The sequence below is a fragment of the Arthrobacter sp. 10L430 genome (genome assembly GCF_056395245.1).
Window position 1 is genome coordinate 142692 of sequence record NZ_JBFTJD010000006.1, and the last position, 17361, is coordinate 160052.

17 protein-coding genes are annotated in these 17361 nt (G+C 67.6%); 2 read left to right on the top strand and 15 right to left on the bottom strand.

Going from position 1 to position 17361, the window contains the following annotated elements; all coding sequences use genetic code 11:
- Window positions 1-22 precede the first annotated feature (22 nt).
- Entirely contained in the window at window positions 23-859 is an 837-nt protein-coding gene (locus AC1DDG_RS09055) for an alpha/beta fold hydrolase (protein ID WP_476875797.1), read from the top strand.
- A 49-nt stretch (window positions 860-908) separates the two neighbouring features.
- On the opposite strand, the gene AC1DDG_RS09060 is transcribed toward AC1DDG_RS09055, so the two are convergent.
- The 15 genes from AC1DDG_RS09060 to dacB all read right to left on the bottom strand — a co-directional run bounded on the left by AC1DDG_RS09060 (window position 909) and on the right by dacB (window position 16465).
- The gene (locus AC1DDG_RS09060) at window positions 909-2420 is read right to left on the bottom strand and encodes an MDR family MFS transporter (protein WP_476875798.1); all 1512 of its coding nucleotides are present in this window, start codon (window positions 2418-2420) and stop codon (window positions 909-911) included.
- Window positions 2421-2609: 189 nt separating this feature from the next.
- A complete protein-coding gene (locus tag AC1DDG_RS09065) occupies window positions 2610-3539 on the bottom strand; it encodes a 4-phosphopantoate--beta-alanine ligase (protein ID WP_476875799.1) in 930 nt (309 codons plus the stop codon).
- A gap of 1 nt (window position 3540) precedes the next feature.
- On the bottom strand, window positions 3541-4461 hold the full coding sequence (locus tag AC1DDG_RS09070) for a Rossmann-like and DUF2520 domain-containing protein (RefSeq protein ID WP_476875800.1): 921 nt from the start codon (window positions 4459-4461) through the stop codon (window positions 3541-3543).
- On the bottom strand, window positions 4454-5998 hold the full coding sequence (locus AC1DDG_RS09075; protein ID WP_476875801.1) for a PH domain-containing protein: 1545 nt from the start codon (window positions 5996-5998) through the stop codon (window positions 4454-4456). The genes AC1DDG_RS09070 and AC1DDG_RS09075 overlap by 8 nt, the downstream gene beginning before the upstream one ends.
- Window positions 5995-6507: a PH domain-containing protein gene (locus tag AC1DDG_RS09080; RefSeq protein WP_476875802.1), complete on the bottom strand. Its 513-nt coding sequence runs from the start codon at window positions 6505-6507 to the stop codon at window positions 5995-5997. Before AC1DDG_RS09080 ends, AC1DDG_RS09075 begins: the two co-directional genes overlap by 4 nt.
- On the bottom strand, window positions 6488-7015 hold the full coding sequence (locus AC1DDG_RS09085) for a DUF3180 domain-containing protein (RefSeq protein ID WP_476875803.1): 528 nt from the start codon (window positions 7013-7015) through the stop codon (window positions 6488-6490). The genes AC1DDG_RS09080 and AC1DDG_RS09085 overlap by 20 nt, the downstream gene beginning before the upstream one ends.
- A 2-nt stretch (window positions 7016-7017) precedes the next feature.
- Entirely contained in the window at window positions 7018-7557 is a 540-nt protein-coding gene (gene folK, locus AC1DDG_RS09090) for a 2-amino-4-hydroxy-6-hydroxymethyldihydropteridine diphosphokinase (RefSeq protein ID WP_476875804.1), read from the bottom strand.
- Entirely contained in the window at window positions 7554-7913 is a 360-nt protein-coding gene (gene folB, locus AC1DDG_RS09095) for a dihydroneopterin aldolase (RefSeq protein ID WP_476875805.1), read from the bottom strand. The genes folK and folB overlap by 4 nt, the downstream gene beginning before the upstream one ends.
- Window positions 7914-7938: 25 nt before the next feature.
- A complete protein-coding gene (gene folP, locus AC1DDG_RS09100; RefSeq protein ID WP_476875806.1) occupies window positions 7939-8859 on the bottom strand; it encodes a dihydropteroate synthase in 921 nt (306 codons plus the stop codon).
- 10 nt (window positions 8860-8869) lie between these two features.
- Window positions 8870-9508: a GTP cyclohydrolase I FolE gene (gene folE / locus AC1DDG_RS09105; protein WP_230117865.1), complete on the bottom strand. Its 639-nt coding sequence runs from the start codon at window positions 9506-9508 to the stop codon at window positions 8870-8872.
- 9 nt (window positions 9509-9517) lie between these two features.
- Window positions 9518-11584: an ATP-dependent zinc metalloprotease FtsH gene (gene ftsH / locus AC1DDG_RS09110; protein WP_230117864.1), complete on the bottom strand. Its 2067-nt coding sequence runs from the start codon at window positions 11582-11584 to the stop codon at window positions 9518-9520.
- 441 nt (window positions 11585-12025) lie between these two features.
- On the bottom strand, window positions 12026-12577 hold the full coding sequence (gene hpt, locus AC1DDG_RS09115) for a hypoxanthine phosphoribosyltransferase (RefSeq protein WP_078027431.1): 552 nt from the start codon (window positions 12575-12577) through the stop codon (window positions 12026-12028).
- Window positions 12578-12606: 29 nt separating this feature from the next.
- Window positions 12607-13656 carry a tRNA lysidine(34) synthetase TilS gene (tilS, locus tag AC1DDG_RS09120; RefSeq protein WP_476875849.1) on the bottom strand — a complete coding sequence of 350 codons (1050 nt, stop codon included), beginning with the start codon at window positions 13654-13656 and terminating at the stop codon, window positions 12607-12609.
- A gap of 146 nt (window positions 13657-13802) precedes the next feature.
- The gene (locus tag AC1DDG_RS09125) at window positions 13803-14921 is read right to left on the bottom strand and encodes a zinc-dependent metalloprotease (protein ID WP_476875807.1); all 1119 of its coding nucleotides are present in this window, start codon (window positions 14919-14921) and stop codon (window positions 13803-13805) included.
- Between the two features lie 104 nt (window positions 14922-15025).
- Complete coding sequence (gene dacB, locus AC1DDG_RS09130) at window positions 15026-16465, bottom strand: D-alanyl-D-alanine carboxypeptidase/D-alanyl-D-alanine endopeptidase (protein WP_476875808.1); 1440 nt, start codon at window positions 16463-16465, stop codon at window positions 15026-15028.
- A 242-nt stretch (window positions 16466-16707) separates the two neighbouring features.
- Here dacB and AC1DDG_RS09135 point away from each other — a divergent pair, with 242 nt between their 5' ends.
- On the top strand, window positions 16708-17196 hold the full coding sequence (locus AC1DDG_RS09135) for an inorganic diphosphatase (RefSeq protein ID WP_476875850.1): 489 nt from the start codon (window positions 16708-16710) through the stop codon (window positions 17194-17196).
- The last annotated feature ends 165 nt before the right edge of the window (window positions 17197-17361 follow it).

A 17361-nucleotide genomic window follows, 5' to 3' on the forward strand; every position in this document is an offset into this window, starting at 1 on the left:
CCGCCTCCGATAGGCTCGGAGCATGACGAGCGAGATCATCAGCACACCTGACGGCGGCAAACTTGAGCTGTTCAGCACCGGCGCGGAGCTCGCGTCGGCCGGCTCCGGCGTCGTGGTCGTAACGGCCTCCATGGTGACTGCCGCCGACTACACCCGCTTCGCCCAAAAGCTGAGTGCTGCCCTCGGCCGCCCGGTCCACACCTTTAACCGCCGCGGCCGGGGGGCGTCGTCGGAGCAGCCAGGCGACTACACCCTTGACGTCGACATCCACGACCTCGATGCCGTCATGAAGCACACGTCCAGCACGGACGTTTTTGGCCACAGCTTCGGTGGCGCTGTGGCTCTCCACGCGGCCAGGCACCTCCCGGTGGAACGGCTCGCGGTCTACGACCCCGCAGTCTCGGTGAACCACAGCGTCAAGGCCGACTGGACCACCGAGTACGAGCGCGCGACTGCGGCGGGGGATGACGACCGCGCCCTCGCGGTCCTGCTACGCGGGCTGGAGACCGGCGGCGCTTTCTCATCCCGAATGCCGCTGTCCATGCTGACCCTGGCCAACAAGTTCACGGCGGCCACCACCGTGGGCAAGCAGCAACGCGAGATGATGCGCACCGGCGTCCGTGAGATCAAGGCGATCATCGCGGCCGACATGCCTGCCGAACCGTTCCTTGAACTGCCGCTGGAGACGCTCATCATCGTGGGCGAGAAGAGCCCGGCGTACTTCGGCGTGGCCTGCGGCCAGATCCACGACGTCCTGTCCGGCTCCAGCTACACCATCCTGCCGGGCTTCGGGCACGACGGCGTCAACCGCGCCCCGGACAAGCTCATCACGGAACTGAGTGACTTCTTCGCAGGCTGAGCCCGCCCGCCAGGTCCCCCCCGGGCCGGGCTGAAGTGTCCGTCCGCGCTTAGTGAGGGGCGGCTGGTGCGCCTTCGGGCCCGGCCGTCTTGCGCATCATGGCGGAGAGGACGACGGCGGCTACGGCTATCACCGTGGCCGTCAGGAAGGCGGCGCTCATTCCGGCGACAAGGCCCGAGCCTGCCGAGACGACGGCGAAGATCGACACGAGCAGCGCGGTACCGGCGGCGCCGGCCACCTGCTGCAGGGTGCTCATGATGGCCGAACCATGCGAGTACAGGTGCGGCGGCAGAGGGTTAAGCCCGGTGGTGAAAGCCGGGGTGAACAGCAGCGCGAGACCAAGACTCAACCCGACGTGAAGGGTGACGATCCACAACACGGGAGTGCCGGCGTCGAGCATGGAAAACTGCCACAGCGCCAGCACCATGAGGGACGACCCTGTCACTGTCAGCGGCAGGGGGCCCACTTTGTCGAACAGGCGTCCGATGACCGGGCCGAGCAGGCCCATCGCCAGCCCGCCGGGCAGCAGTGCCAGGCCCGTCTCGAGGGACTTCAGGCCACGGATCTCCTGCAGGTACAGCGGCAGCAGGATCACTGCACCGAACAGTGCCACCATGGCCACCACCATCAGCAGCACGGATACCGTGAACATGCGGAAGTTGAAGGCCCTCAGGTCAAGCAGGGGCGCCTTGGACTTCTGCAGCCGCAGCTGGCGCAGCACGAAGGCCACCAGCCCTGTGACGCCGACAACCAGTGCCGCCACGGCAAGCGTGCCCGGACCGCCGTCGCCGCCGTGGCCGCCGCCTATCTGGCTGAGTCCGTACACCAGGCCGCCGAACGCGGGGATGGTCAGCACCACCGACAGGAAGTCGAGCCTGGATTTCTCCGTTTCGCCGACATTGGTCAGGAACTTGGCGCCGATCGCCAGCGCCGCCAGGGCAATGGGCAGCACGAAGACGAACATGAAGCGCCAGGAGAAGTGTTGCAGGATCAGGCCGGACACCGTGGGGCCCATGGCCGGGGCCACGGAGATGGCGATGCTGACATTGCCCATGACGGCACCGCGCTTGGCCAGCGGAACAAGGGTGAGGATGGTGGTCATGAGAAGGGGCAGCATGATGGCGGTGCCGCCGGCCTGGACGATCCTTGCCAGCAGCAGGACCCCGAAGCCGGGTGCCAGAGCCGCCAGCGCGGTTCCGCCGGAGAAGAGTCCCATGGCCAGCAAAAACACGGCCCGGGTGGACAGCCGCTGCAGGATGAACCCGGTAGTCGGAATGACGACGGCCATGGTCAGCATGAAGCCCGTGGACAGCCACTGCACCGTGGGTGCATCCACCTGAAGGTCCACCATGAGCCGCTGCAGGGCAACGTTCATGATGGTCTCGTTGAGGATCACCACGAAGGTGGCCACGAGCAGCGTGGCGATGACCGTCACCGACTCGCGGGACATCTTGTCTGCGGCTGGCTGCTGCTGCGGGGACCGGAGCCCGGCGGACTTCACGTTTCCGGACTTCTCCGGCCCCGGTTCACCGTGGGAATTTGACGTTACTTCAGTAGACATGGCGAGGCCTCAGTGAGTTCGGAAGGATGGCTGGCGATCGGCGCCGCTGCAGACTGCAACAGTCTAGTGACCCGAGGCATTCCCGTACATGGGCAGCGGTCCGACGGGGACGGGTGCCGGGCAGCCCGGGCAACCGTCGGGCTGCCGGCCCGGTCCCCCAGCCAGGGGCGCCGGCCTACGGGCGCCGGCCTACGAATTCAGTGGGAGGTTGTCGATCAGCCGGACGGCACCGACTTTCGCGGCAACGATGGCCAGGCCCTCGCCGCGGAACGGGGTCTCGCGGCAGTTCTCGGCGAGTGGCTCCAGCGTCCGGGGGTCCACCACTTCGAGGTAGTCCAGTTCCACCAACGGCTGGGACTCGATGAGGGCCTGGGCCGACTCCACTTCCAGGGGCTTGCGGGCGTCGGCCCGTTCCTCGATGAGCCGCAGCGCCCGCGACAAAACCAGGGCGGCATCGCGTTCTTCCGCTGAGAGGAACCGGTTGCGGCTGGACAGCGCCAGCCCGTCCGCGGAACGGATGGTGGGCACAGGAACGATCTCCACCGGGAAGTTCAGGTCCGCGACCATCTGCTTGACCAGGGCGAGCTGCTGGGCGTCCTTTTGCCCGAAGTAGGCGCGGTAGGCGGGGAGCCCTCCCCCGGCGCCGGTGACGAACGCACCTTCCCCGGGCAGCCCTGTGGCGGGGATTCCAAGGTGGAGGAGTTTGGCCACCACGGTGAGGGCGCCGTCGAAATGCCCCGGACGTGACGCCCCCTCCCATTTCTCGCCGAGCGGGCCGGACGTGATCCGGATCATGGGCTGCCCGTCCGGGTACATCTCCTCCACCGAGGGGGCGAACACCAGGTCCACTCCCTGCGCCTCGAGCAGCGCCAGGTCCGCCTCGAGGGTCCGCGGATACCTTTCCAGGTCCACGGCCTCGCCGAACTGCAGCGGATTCACGAAAATGGAGGCCACCACCACGTCGTTCTGTTCGACGGCAGTGCGCGCCAGCCGGGCGTGGCCCTCGTGCAGGGCACCCATTGTGGGCACCAGCCCCTGGGAGGAGCCCTGTTTTTGGGTCAGGAGGTGGCGGCTCTGGGCGCGGAGGGAGGCCGCCGTGGTAACGAGTCGGATTGCCATGTCAGTATCCTCCCTTGGCCCCGGGGCCGTCTTCCTCTGTATTTGCCAGGGCGTCGCTGATGCCCTGCAGCTGGTCCTGCTTTAAGAGCCCCCTGCCTTCGGCCCGCCGCGCCGTTGCCCGCGCCATCGCGAGATACGCCGCGAGGATGTCGCCGCCGGCACCGCCGTCGTGCTCCCGGAGCGCCCGTGCGTGCGCCGCGACGGTCCCCGCGTCACCGCGGGCCACCGGCCCCGTCAGCGCGGACTCGCCGGAGGCGAGGGCATTCTCAAGCGTAGCCCTCAGCAGCGGCCCGAGCATCCGTTCAGGAGCATCCACGCCCACTTCGCTGAGCAACTGGGACGCCTGCGCCACGAGGGTGACCAGGTGGTTCGAGCCGTGCGCCAGGGCTGCGTGGTAGATGACGCGGTCAGCCTCGGCGATCACCACCGGTTCCGCCCCCATTTCCACCACGAGGGCCTGGGCGATGGGCAGCATCACGGCGTCCGCCGTGACGCCGAACGTGCAGTCCAGAAGCCGGGTCAGGTCGAGGCTCATGCCGGTGAAGGTCATGGCAGGGTGCAGGGCCAGCGGCACGGCCCCGGCGGCTCGGACGGGGTGCAGGATCCCGACGCCGAAGCGGCCGGAGGTGTGGGCCACGAGCTGGCCGGGCTGCCAGGCGCCAAGCTTCGCCAGCCCCTCGACCAAGCCGCCGAGGGCGTCGTCCGGCACGGCGAGGAGCACCAGCTCAGAGCGTTCCACGATGTCCTGCACGTCCATAACAGGAACGCCGGGAAGCAGCGTTTCCGCCCGTTCCCGGCTTGCGTCCGACACGGCGGAAACCCCGACGACGGCGTGCTCGGCCGCGCGCAGCGCCGCCCCGAGGACCGCGCCTACCTTGCCGGCGCCGATGATTCCAACGCCGAGGCGTCCGGGCTTAGCCACGTTGCGGGCCTTCCTGTTGCGGTGAGTGGGGGCGGGGCTGATCGAGCGGACTCCGCTGATCGAGATCCTGGGTTCTGTCGGGCTCAGCCAGCGTTCCAATCGGAGCCACCTGAGCGAGCCAGTGTTCGCTGGTCTGGCGCTTCCGCGCAGCCCGGGCGCGGGCGGCCTGGTGGTCGAAGAGTGCCTGGGCCTCGTCCACGCCCGCCTGGATCACGCGCGGGGAAACGGGACCGGCGGTGGTGTGCAGCACGAGGTCCGCCAGGCCGTAACGGCGGGCCAGCGGGCCCTGGTGCAGCGCCATCGACTGCGTGCGCTGGTGCGGCACCAGCACAAGCTGGCGCCACCAGCGCCCCGAGCGCATCAGCAGTGCGGTGTCGGTGGCGGCGAAGCCGTTCCGTCGCCAGCCCAGCGGGGCGAGGAGGCGGCCGCGGCGCGGCGTGGTGACAAAACCGCCGTCGGAATCCAGGCCGGACAGCCCGGCCCGGAAAACGCGCAGGGGGTCGTCAGTTCCGGGGTCCGGCAGGACCAGGGCCAGCATGTTGAAGACGTCGCCGATCTTTCCCACGGGCAGCAGCGTGGTGCGGGACGCCGCCTCGCCATTGTTCCCGGCGGCCCCGTAGCCGGCAACGTTGACCTGCATCCGGTACCAGCCAAAGATGCGCCACAGCGGCGGCTGCGACACCTTCAGTGCCTGGATCCGCCCCGGTGGAAGAGTCTGCGCCTGCGTGTCCAGCAGTCCGTAGCGGAGCCGGATGCCGTCCGGGGAGATGGCCGCGGTGAAGTTGTAGCCTTTGTGGAACGCACCCCAGTACGCGGCAAACAGGCCCAGCGCCGCGGGGATCAGATACAGGAAGAAAGCCCGGTTTTCCGTCAACGCGGACAGCAGCACGGATGCCGCGCCGCCGAGTACGATAACGACGCTCTGCTCGCTGAGGAGCAGGGATCCGATGAGGCGTGACGGCGGGACCTGCAGCACCCGGCGCTCCGGCGCCTCCGGCGCGGGCGCTTCGGGATGGTCGGGGTCCAGCCGCACCCCCGAGGCACGGGCCAGGATGGTGGCGCGCAGCTGCCGGGCATCGTCAATGCGGAGGTAGGCAAGCCGCACCGCGGACTCACCGGCGTCGGCCACTTCGAACTTCAGCTCCGCGAGCCCGAAAATCCTCGCGAGCAGCGGCTGGACGATGTCGATCGCCTGGACCCGGTCCAGGCGCGCCTGCCGCTGCTGCCGAAACAGGAAGCCCGTGTTGACGCGCACGTAGCCTTCCGCCACCTGATACCGGGTGAAGTACCAGGACATGATGAACCCCAGGACCGCCAGCAGCAGCACCAAAGCGCCGCCGCCGACGAGCCACGGGGCGCGTCCGGCAATCTGGTCATCCACGAGGGGCTCGCCCCGGAGCATCCTCTCGAATGTGTCACGCCCGAAGAAGTAGCCGATGGCCGCCAGTGCAACCCAGCCCCGCACAAAGGGCGACGCCGGATGCACCCTCAGCCACTCGCCGTCGGGCGTTCCGGAAGAAAGCCCGTCCCCGCTCACAGTCCCGCCAGCCTGGCTTCACCGCGCGCCGAGAGCTGTTCGCGCAGGCGGGCCCCTTCCTCGGCGGGCAGCCCCGGAATCGAGGCGTTGGTTCCCGCGGACGCCGTGTGAAGCTTGAGCGTGCACAACCCCAGTCCGCGCTCCACCGGCCCCACGCTGATGTCCACGTACTGCATCCGCCCGTACGGCACCACCATGACGCGCTGGAAAAAGATGCCACTGCGGATCAGAAGATCGTCGTCGCGCTCGGCGTAGCCGATGGCGCGGACCTGACGCGGAATCAGGGTCAGACGCCACAGTGCCAGCGCCAGCAGGAACGCCGGAACCGTAACGGCCAGCCAGACCGGCGGCCACTTCCACCAGCCGAGCAGCACAAAGACCAGCGGCAAGCTCAGCAGCCCGACGGCAATCAGGTTGCCCACCGCCCACTCCACCAGGCGGACGGTGACGTATTTGGGGGAAACGCGAAGCCAGGTGATCCCGGGCGGATCAATCGCCGCGGTAGGCATATTCGCCTTCCCCTTTGGCCTTGCCGGGACGCGGGTGGCCCGGCAGCCCCTTCGCGGCGTCTTCGCCGTCTTCCGGCGGGATCCTGCAGAAACGCTCGACGACGAGCCCCACCACGATCATGACGAGCCCGCCGCCCGCCATGCCCAGGGCGAGCCAGGTGAGTTCCTGGCTGCTGCGCAGGCTCCAGATCCGCAGCTGCTCCACGAAGATCCCCGCGTGCCAGCCGAGCAGCACCATGCCCGTGTAGGCGCAGGCCTGGGCCAGGACGAGCGTCCACGCGGCCAGGATCGGGTTGAGCATCTTCTTCTTCTTGCCGTTCCGCCAGCGGAGCACGCGGATGCCCAGCACCAGCGTGAGGACCACGATCACGCCCATGGTCACCAGCCCCGTGGGCGGCAGCACCGGTGTGGCCATGCCGTACCGGCCGCTCAGGACGGCAGCGGACCAGCCGGCAATGGCCACGGCCAGGCCGACCACCGCGAGCAGCAGCGGATTCATGGGCTTCACTGTTATTCCACCGCCCCCGCCGTGGGCACTCCGTTGAAGTCGCCGAAACCGTCGAACGGTGTGAGGTCCGGGAAGTCGGCGGCCCTGGCTGCGAGCTCACCGATCCGCGTCCCGTTCAGGGTTGCCGCAGGGTCGATCAGGGACCACGGGTAGAGCACGAAGGCCCGCTCTGCCGCCCGGGGATGCGGCAGGGTCAGCTGCGGATCGGAGCTTTCCAGGTCGCCGTAAGCGATGATGTCGACGTCGAGGGTCCGCGGCCCCCAGCGCACCTCGCGGACCCGGTGGTGCTTGTTCTCCACCGACTGGCAGTGCCTGAGGAGCTCAAGGGGCTCAAGGGTGGTCTCCACGGTCATCACCATGTTGAGGAAATCCGGCTGGCCTTCAGGGCCGCCCACGGCTTTGGTCTGAACCACCGGCGAGACGGCGAGGAGCCGCACTTCCGGCCCGTCGACGAGGTCAGCGACGGCTTCAGACAGCGTGTCGTTGCGCTCCCCCAGGTTGCTGCCCAAGGCAAGCACCACCCTCGTGTACCGGGCGTTCATGTGCGCTCCCGGTAGACGGTTACGGCCACATCCCCGAACGGGACCTCGATGGGCGCCTTCGGCTTATGCACTGTGACCTCCACGGCCTCGATTTTGAATTCCTTCAGCAGGCCTTCTGCCATCCTGACGGCCAGGGCTTCGATGAGGTTCAGGGGTTCACCTGTGATCCAGTCCGTGATCCGCCCGGCCACTTCGCCATAATGGGCGGTGTCCCTGACGTCGTCTGATGCCGCAGCCCGGCTGAAGTCCAGGTGCAGCACGGCATCAACCACAAACGGCTGGCCCTCGCGGCGCTCAAAATCGAACACTCCGTGGTAGCCGGTGGCGGTGACACCGCTCAGTGAGATCCTGTCCATCGTGGTCCTGCTCAGCCCTTCCTGGTCAGCGGCCGGGACTGGGTGTGGCCAGGCGGGACGCAACCTTGACAGCGTCCAGGCTTGGGCCGACGTCGTGCACCCGCACAGCCCAGGCTCCGCGGGCAGCGGTGACGGCCGTGATGGCGGCGGTAGCGGCGTCGCGCTCCTCCGGGAGCGCCGCCTTGCCGGCAACGGCCAGGAGGGTGCCCAGGAATCGCTTGCGCGAGACTCCCACGAGAATCTTGTGGCCCAGGGCTTCAAGCCGGTCGAGGTTCCTGAGCAGCTCCCAGTTCTGCTCGTCCGTCTTGGAGAAGCCGATGCCCGGGTCAATGATGATCTGCTCCGGAAGCACGCCGGCGGCATACAGCTTGTCCCGGACGCCGCTCAGCTCCGCGACGACGTCGTCCGCCACGTTTCCGTATTCCGTCAGGGAGGTCATGGTCTTCGCGTCACCGCGGCGGTGGGTCAGGACGTACGGCGCCTTGCTCTTGGCCACCACTTCGGCCATTCCCGGCTCGATCGTGAGGCCCGAGACATCATTGATGATCGCGGCTCCGGCCGCCAGGGCAGCTTCAGCCGTGGAGGTATGGGTGGTGTCGATGCTGACGAGCGCGCCGGCCTTGACCAGCGCCTCAATGACGGGCAGGACCCGCCGCTGCTCCTCTTCGGGGCTGACGTCCTCCGCGCCCGGACGCGTGGACTCGCCTCCGACGTCGATGATGTCGGCTCCCGCGTAAAACATCCGGAGGCCGGCGGCGATGGCGGTGTCCGCCGTCGGGTGCTTGCCGCCGTCGCTGAACGAATCCGGCGTGACATTGAGGATGCCCATCACGAGGGCGCGGCCTGTGGGCAGGTCTTCAAATTTGGCAGCCGGCCGCGGTTTGCGCAGGATGGGCAGCGGGGATGTTGCGGGTCCGGTTCCAGGTGCTGCAGCTAGGGAATCCATAGTCTGTTTATTACCTTCCGAGTATGAGGCTCATGGCTTCGGCACGGGTGGCCGGGTCATGAAGCTGCCCGCGGACCGCGCTTGTGACGGTTTTGGCCCCGGGCTTGCGGATGCCGCGCATGGACATGCACATGTGTTCGCATTCCACCACCACGATGGCTCCGCGCGGCTTGAGATATGTGACGAGCGCCTCGACGATCTGCGTGGTGAGCCGTTCCTGGACCTGCGGACGGCGGGCGAAAATGTCCACCAGCCGCGCCAGCTTGCTCAGGCCCGTCACCTTGCCGTCGTGCGACGGGATGTATCCCACATGGGCCACACCGTGGAACGGCACGAGGTGGTGCTCGCAGGTTGAGTAGAACGGAATGTCCTTCACCAGCACCAGTTCCTCGTGGTCGAGGTCGAAGGTAGTGGACAGTACGGTTGCCGGATCCTGGTGCAGGCCTGCAAAGACCTCGGCGTAGGCCTTGGCAACCCGCTTGGGCGTATCCTGCAGCCCGCCGCGGTCCGGATCCTCGCCGATGGCCAAGAGAATTTCGCGCACCGCCGCTTCAATCCGGGGCCTGTCCACCCTGTAGTGGTGGCCGGATCCGCCCACCGCGGAGTGATCGGCGGAGGCGGCAAGGTCGTCGTCGTCGAAGTGAGTCACAGCAAGAGCTTAGCCGCGGTAGCCGTCCGAGCCGGCTTCCGTTACCCCGCCCTGGAAGGAGGCGTCTTCAGAAACACCCTGGGGATGAGGCGGCAGCGCGTCCAGCGGTTCTTCCAGCCGGGCTTCCTTGGCTTCTTCCTGGGCCTCGCGTTCGGCCTTCTCCAGCCGGGACTCCACCGGTCCGGCAGCCTGCACGGGCCGGGTTTCCTTGGACAGCCACACTTCGCGGAAATCGCGCTTGCGGATGTCGCGGAAGACGTGGGCGATCTCGGCCTGGTTCAGGGTTTCGCGTTCCAGCAGTTCCAGGGCCAGCCGGTCCAGGACGTCGCGGTTTTCGGTGAGGATGGCGTATGCCTCGTCGTGGGCCTGGTCGATCAGGCGGCGGACTTCCTCATCCACGATGTAGGCGATCTGGTCCGAGTAGTTGCGCTCGTGGCTGGCGTCGCGGCCCAGGAACGGCTCGCCGCCGCCCTGGCCCAGGCGGACAGCACCGACGCGTTCGCTCATGCCGTACTGCGTGACCATCTGGCGGGCCGTGCCGGTGGCCTTTTCGATGTCGTTCGAGGCGCCGGTGGAGGGATCGTGGAAGACGATCTCCTCGGCTACCCGGCCGCCCATGGCGTAGGCCATCTGGTCCAGCAGCTCGTTGCGGGTGATGGAATACTTGTCGTTCTCCGGGACCACCATGGTGTAGCCCAGTGCGCGGCCGCGGGGCAGGATGGTGATCTTGGTGACCGGTGCCGAGTTGCGCAATGCCGCGGCCACCAGGGCGTGGCCGCCTTCGTGGTAGGCCGTGATCTTGCGCTCGTGTTCCTTCATGACTCGGCTGCGCTTCTGCGGGCCGGCCATGACACGGTCGATCGCTTCGTCCAGGGCGCGGTCATCGATCAGGTTGGCGTTGGAGCGGGCGGTCAGCAGGGCCGCCTCGTTCAGCACGTTGGCGAGGTCCGCGCCGGTGTAGCCCGGGGTCTTCTTGGCCACGGCCTTGAGGTCAACGCCCTGTGCGATCGGCTTGCCCTTGGCGTGCACCTGGAGGATCTGGTCGCGGCCCACGAGGTCCGGGGCTTCAACTGAGATCTGACGGTCGAAGCGGCCCGGGCGGAGCAGCGCCGGGTCCAGGACGTCCGGCCTGTTGGTGGCGGCGATCAGGATGACATTCGTCTTGACGTCGAAGCCGTCCATTTCAACCAGCAGCTGGTTGAGGGTCTGCTCGCGTTCGTCGTTGCCGCCGCCGATGCCGGCACCGCGGTGGCGCCCGACGGCGTCGATCTCGTCGACGAAGATGATGGCCGGCGAGTTGGCCTTGGCCTGCTCGAAGAGGTCACGGACGCGGGAAGCACCAACACCGACGAACATTTCAACGAAGTCCGAACCGGAGATGGAGAAGAACGGCACGCCGGCCTCACCCGCGACGGCGCGGGCCAGGAGGGTCTTGCCGGTACCCGGAGGACCGTACAGCAGCACGCCCTTGGGGATCTTGGCGCCCACGGCCTGAAACTTGGCGGGTTCGGCAAGGAATTCTTTGATTTCCTGGAGCTCTTCAACGGCCTCATCGGCACCTGCGACGTCCGCGAAGGTCACCTGCGGCATGTCCTTGTTGACCATTTTGGCCTTGGACTTGCCGAACTGCATGACCTTGGAGCCGCCGCCCTGCATCCGGGACAGGAGGAACCAGAAAAGGACGCCGAGCAGCAGGACCGGGATCAGCAGGGAGAACAGTCCGGACAGCCAGTTGCTCTCCACCGGCTGGTCTGTGTAGCCCTTGGAGGGGTTGGAGTCGGTGACGGCCTTGACCACATCCGGGCCGCGGTCGTTGACAAAGAAGAACTGGACGTTCTTGCCCTTGTCCTGCCCGTCGATGACCAGGTTGTCCTTCAGGACCAGGTCCACGCGGTTTTCGCCGTCGAAGATCTTTGCCTGTTCGACCTTGCCGCTCTGGGCAAGCAGCTCGAGGCCGGGCTGGGTGTCGATCCGTGTGGCACCGCCCGGAGCCAACGTTGCAAAGGCCAGCAGGAGCATGCCGACCACAACGATGATCCAGATGCCCGGGCCCTTGAAGAAACTCTTAGCTTTCATCTGTTCGGGGGCAGGCCCCGTCCCTCCTGGTAGTGCTGCACGGCGCGTGGTCTGCGCGCGTGTGGTGCTGCGTCAGCTTCTAGCTATACACCGCCGGAGTAATTCACGCACGGTGTAGGACAAAAGTTCCCTGTGGGCGTAGCGGAAACGCGCAATGGGGAGGCCGCGTGGCAGCGTCCGCGCAGGTCAGGGGCGCAATCGGCGCTCTCGCATTTCTGCACCACTTTCTCACCGCGGCGGACCCGTGGCCGCGGATTGTCGCCGCCCGGAAGGGCGGCGACACCAGGCTGGCGCACCTCAAAAGCGCAGGCTTCTCGAAAGTGCAGGCTTCACCCGGAGCCAGATCGGCCGCAGCATTTTCCGCACCTCTTTAACCGGGTCACGCCGCCGCCGGACCTGTGATTCCAAGGTCCGGCGGCGGCATGGTGGCCCAAGAGGCGCTTACTCGTAAACGTGCGGCGCCAGGGTGCCCACGAAGTCCAGGTTGCGGTACTTTTCGGCGTAGTCCAGGCCGTAGCCCACCACGAACTCGTTGGGGATGTCGTAGCCGACGTACTTGACGTCGATCTGAACCTTGGCCGCAGTGGGCTTGCGGAAGGCCGTGCAGATTTCCACCGAAGCGGTGCCGCGGGACTCCAGGTTGGTCTTCAGCCAGGAGAGGGTGAGGCCGGAGTCGATGATGTCCTCGACGATCAGCACGTCCTTGCCCATGAGGTCCGTGTCGAGGTCCTTCAGGATGCGCACCACACCGGAGGACTGCGTGCCAGAGCCGTAGGAGGAGACGGCCATCCAGTCCATCGAGATGTGGCTGTGCAGTGCACGCGCAAGGTCCGCCATGACCATGACCGCGCCCTTGAGCACACCCACGATCAGGATTTCGCGCCCTTCATAGTCCTTATCGATCTGCGCCGCCAGCTCGGTGATGCGCTGCTGGATCTGTTCCTTGGTGTAGAGAACGTGCTTGAGGTCTGCCTGGACGTCGGATGAATCCACCAATTGCTCCTGTGTAGATGCGGGTGCGACTATTTTCGGGCCGGAGTGTGAAGCCGGAATACAAGCTTCCCACAGCGGGCGCCCTCCCGGGGAACCCCTGCAGTCCCGCCCTTCTCCCCGCCGCGCTCCTCCGCCAACAGCTGTGCCAGCGAAAGCCGGTACACGCTCACTCCCCCCGGCAGCTCCACGGGCCCCGCCGATCCCTTCCGCCGCAGCAGCGCTTCCGCGGCCAGTAGCCGCTGGTAGCTGGGCTGTTGACCCCCGACGTCGGCCGCCGCCTTGGCGATCACCCGGAACCTTATGGCCGGCGCCAGTTCGTTGAGGGCCTCCTCGGGAAGGCTGATGTCCAGCCCGTCCCGCTCGGCGAGGGCGGTGAAGGTGTTGTTGGCCACCTCTTCCAGATAGTCCGCGTCGAGCTGGAGAATGGCGGCGGTGCGGGCCAGGGATTCCGCGACTCCGGGGCCGAGCTTTTCCTCCAGCAGCGGCAAGACCTCCACGCGGGTCCGGGAACGGGCGAAGGCGGGATCGGCGTTGCTGGGATCGTGCCACGGATCGAGTTCCTCGGCACGGCAGATTTCCAGGGTGTCCGCGCGCCGCAGTCCGAGGAAAGGCCGCAACAGCTTCCCGCGGACGGGGCGCATTCCGGCCAGTGACCTCGTGCCCGAGCCGCGGGCGAGCCCCAGCAGTACCTGCTCGGCCTGGTCGTCGAGGGTGTGCCCGAGGAGAATAGCGGCCGCATCGCACTCCGTTGCAGCGGCTTCAAGGGCAGCATGCCGGGCGTCCCTCGCCGCAGCCTCGGGACCCATGCCGCTGGAGGCCACCTCGACGGCACGGACCATTATTGGGCTGAGGCCGAGTTCCGCCAGGGTCTCGGCGGTGCGGGCAGCCACATCCGCGGATCCGGGCTGCAGTTGATGGTCCACCACCACGGCGCCCACGGCCACCGGCTGCCCGTCCACGTGGCCGCGGCGGGCAAAATAGGCGGCCACGGCGGCGAGCGCCAGCGAATCGGGTCCGCCGCTGCACGCCACCAGGACCCGGTCCGGATAACCGGCCCGGGCCAGGGCGTCCTGCACCATTTTCCGCGCGGTGCCGACGACCGGCACCAGCCGGCCCGGCCGCCGTCGGCCGCCGGAAAGCGGGCGTCCGCTGGAAACTGGTGGTCCGCCTGAAAGCGGTGGTCCGCCTGAAAGCGGTGGTCCGCTGGAAACGCCCTGCACGGAGACTAGAGTCCCATCCTGTCGAGCCAGATCCTGGCATCATGGATTTCCGGCTCGGTGGGCAGGTTCCCGGCAGATTCCCAGACCCGGTTGAAGCCCTCCATGCCGGCGACATCCACCACGGCTCGCACGAACTTGGCACCGTCGCTGTACTGGCGCATCTTGGCATCCAGTCCCAGGAGACTGCGGATGAACTTCTCGATGGCCCCACGGTCCTTGCCGCGGGCGTTGAACCGCTGCCGGATGGTCTTCACGGACGGGACGATGCTCGCATCGACGGCATCCATCACCACGTTGGCGTGGCCTTCGAGCAGGCTCATCACGGCCGTGAGGTGGGACAGTGCCGCTTTTTCCTCAGGGTTCTGCAGGAGGTCAAGGATGGCGCCGCGGCCGGGTGTGGCGCCCGATGCCGTGCGGTCCTTCAGGGAGCGGGCGGCTGCGGAGGCCCGTTCCATGAGGGAGTCGACGTTGCCGAGGAGGTGGCCGCTGAGGTTGTCGATCTCGTTCAGCATGTGGTGTCGCAGCCACGGCGCCGCCGCGAACTGCACCCGGTGCGTCTGTTCGTGCAGGCAGACCCAGAGCCGGAAGTCCTCAGGCGCCACGTTGAGCTCGCGCTCCACGGAGATGATGTTCGGCGCCACGAGGAGCAGGCGGCCGCCCGATGGCGCCGTGGACCCTTCGGCGAGCGCGGCGAAGGGATCGTACTGGCCCAGGACCTTGCTCGAAAGAAACGCCAGCACCGCACCGAGCTGGCTGCCTGTGATGGCACCGCTGACGCTGGCCGCCCCGGGGCTGATGGTTCCTTTGCGGTTCTCCATCATCCGTTCGATGGCGGGCTTCAGCATGACGGCGAAGCTCTGGGTGTTGGCCTTGGCCCAGGACGCCCGGTCCACTACGAGCACATTGGAATCCCGGAGATCTCGGGCGGCTTCCAGGCCGGTGATGTGGTGTACGTGCGGCACGGACGCATCGGCCAGCTCGCGCAGCTGGTGAACGGCCTCGCCGATCTCGGCGGCCTTCAGGGGCGGGCCGGCGGGAGCCAGGCGGGCGGCCGCGGACGCGGCGAGCTCCCAGTTGATCAGGGCCGGGCCCTGGGCTGATGTCTGGCCTGCTGTTGACTCCATACGCTCCATCAGACCACACGCTCCCGGCTGCGCGCCTTAAGTTCGCTGACCGGCGAACAGCCGTGCGCCTCAGGCCTGCCGCGGCCGGTTGCTGCCCTCAGCGCTTAGCGGCAGCCGCAGGCGGCGAGCACCGTGGCGGAGGCATCCAGCGCCGGCTTATTTCCGTCGGCGCCGGGGGTCAGGCCGTTGCCTATGAAGGAGAACACCAGGAGCCGCCCGTCGGCGTCCACTACGTACCCGCTCAGCGCAATGACCGTGTTCAGGGTTCCCGTTTTGGCCCGGACCAGCCCGGCGCCTTCAGCACTGGACTCGTCTATATACCTGTCGCCCAGCGTCCCCGTGAGGCCTGCCACCGGGAAGCCCGCCAGCGCTGCCCTGAGCCGGGTGTCGCGGCCCGAGGTGATGGCGCGGACCACCTCAGCGAACTGCCGGGCGGAGACCTGGTTGTCCAGTGCCAGCCCGGAAACGTCCGCAACAGCCATGCCGCCGGTCGGGATGCCGAGGTCCGCGAGCTGCTTCAGCACCGCGGCCTTGGCCGCCTCGCTGCTTGCCGGCTGCCCGGCGGCCGCCGCAGCCATCCGGCCGAGGGTCTCGGCCAGGTAGTTGTCCGACGTCTGGAGCATGAGGTCCACCTGCTGGCTGACCGTCGCCGACTCCACTTCCCCCAGCACGGCGGCGTCCGCTGCCGGCTTCCCTTCAAGACGTCCGACGCCGGGCGCCACCTTCAGTCCGGCGGCGGCCCCGGCCGCTTTGAGCTGCGCTGCGAAGGCCTCGCCGGCGGCGATGGCGGAATCCTGCGGACGCGGCCCGGTGACCACTGCCGGGTCGAAACGTGCCGAGTTCAGCGCCAGCGGGAAGAGCGGCGCCACCTCCCCGGCAGCGACGTCGTCCGGGCTCCAGGCCGGGCTGAGGGAAGGTCCGGTGAACAGGGAGTCGTCCACGAGCACTTCCACCGACCCTGCGAACCCGTCCCGGCGCAGCGACTCGGCAGTCAGTTTGGCGAGGGTGGCAAGGCCGGCGTGGCCGAGTACCTTGCCTTCGGCGGATTCGCCCGCGCCCAGCAGGACGTCCCCGCCGCCCACGAGCACCACCGCCCTTGACTTGGCGGCCGGACGGGCCTTGGCCCCGATTGCCGGGCCTGCGACGGCTTTCGTGCTGAACCGCGTCTCCGGACCGATCCCCCGCAGCGCCGCCACAGCGGTGAGCAGCTTCATGTTTGAGGCCGGGATCCTGTTGGCCGCGCCGCCCCGGTCGAACAACACCGTGCCCGTGGCCGCGTCCTGGACAATCCCCGTAAAGGTGCCGGCGCCGTCGGTCTTCAGGACGGGACCGAGCCTGGCCGCAACCTGCGCAGGTACCGGAACGGGCGCCGTGTTGCTGAGCGGCCCGATTCCCTGCGGGACGGACAGCCGGTCCGGCACAAGCTGCCAGGTGGGGATTGGCGCGGGGACCTCCGCGGACTGGTCCGGGCCGGTCAAGCCCTGCGCGACCAGCATCCCCGCAGGAAGGGCCAGGGCGGCCAGAAGGACCGTGAGCAGCAGCATTGGCCAAGCCCGAATCAGTGCACGGAGTGGTCGGCTGATCGATCGGCTGGACGGCGCACTGCGTCTTGCGCGGCCGGTTGCCGTGCGGTTGGTGCCCCTCATGCTGCTGGTCCTCAAAGTCCTGAAATTACCCCATTAGTTCCTGAAACCTGGGCCTCTCGCTATATCCTCAATAGTAGTCGGCGGCAATGACTGTCCTTCCAGCGTGCCGCGAACACCCAGCAATCGTCGAGGAGCATTCCATGAAGCATGACGTGACCATCGAGATCCCCAGGGGATCGCGCGTCAAGTACGAAGTCGACCATGAGACCGGCCGAGTCCGCCTGGACCGCGTCCTCTTTACCTCCATGCACTACCCCACCCACTACGGTTTCTTCGAGAACACCCTCGGCGAAGACGGCGACCCGCTGGACGCACTGGTGCTCCTGCAGGACTTCGATCTGCACCCGGGCGTCATCGTTGAAGCGCGCCCCATCGGCGTCTTCAACATGACGGACGACGGCGGCGGCGACGCCAAGGTCCTGTGCGTGCCGGCGGACCCCCGTTTCGACCACATCCAGGAAGTCAGCGATGTCAGTGAGTTCCTGATCAAGGAGATCGAGCACTTCTTCACCCGCTACAAGGACCTGGAGCCGGGCAAGTGGGTCAAGGCCGAGGGCTGGGCCGACCGCGCCGCCGCAGAAGCTGAGCTCGAGGCATCCATCAAGCGCTACGTGCCTGCAGCGCACTGACGCTTTCTTAAAGGCTGCCCGACGGCGGCGGGGGTTCCCTGCGAACCGCACCCGCCGCCGTCGGTGTTTAACCGCAAGTTCCAGGCCGGCCGCGTTCAGCAGGCCGCTCCCGCAACAGCTGCGTTCGGGCCCGATTTCGGGAGTGGCCAGCTTGTCTCGCGGCTA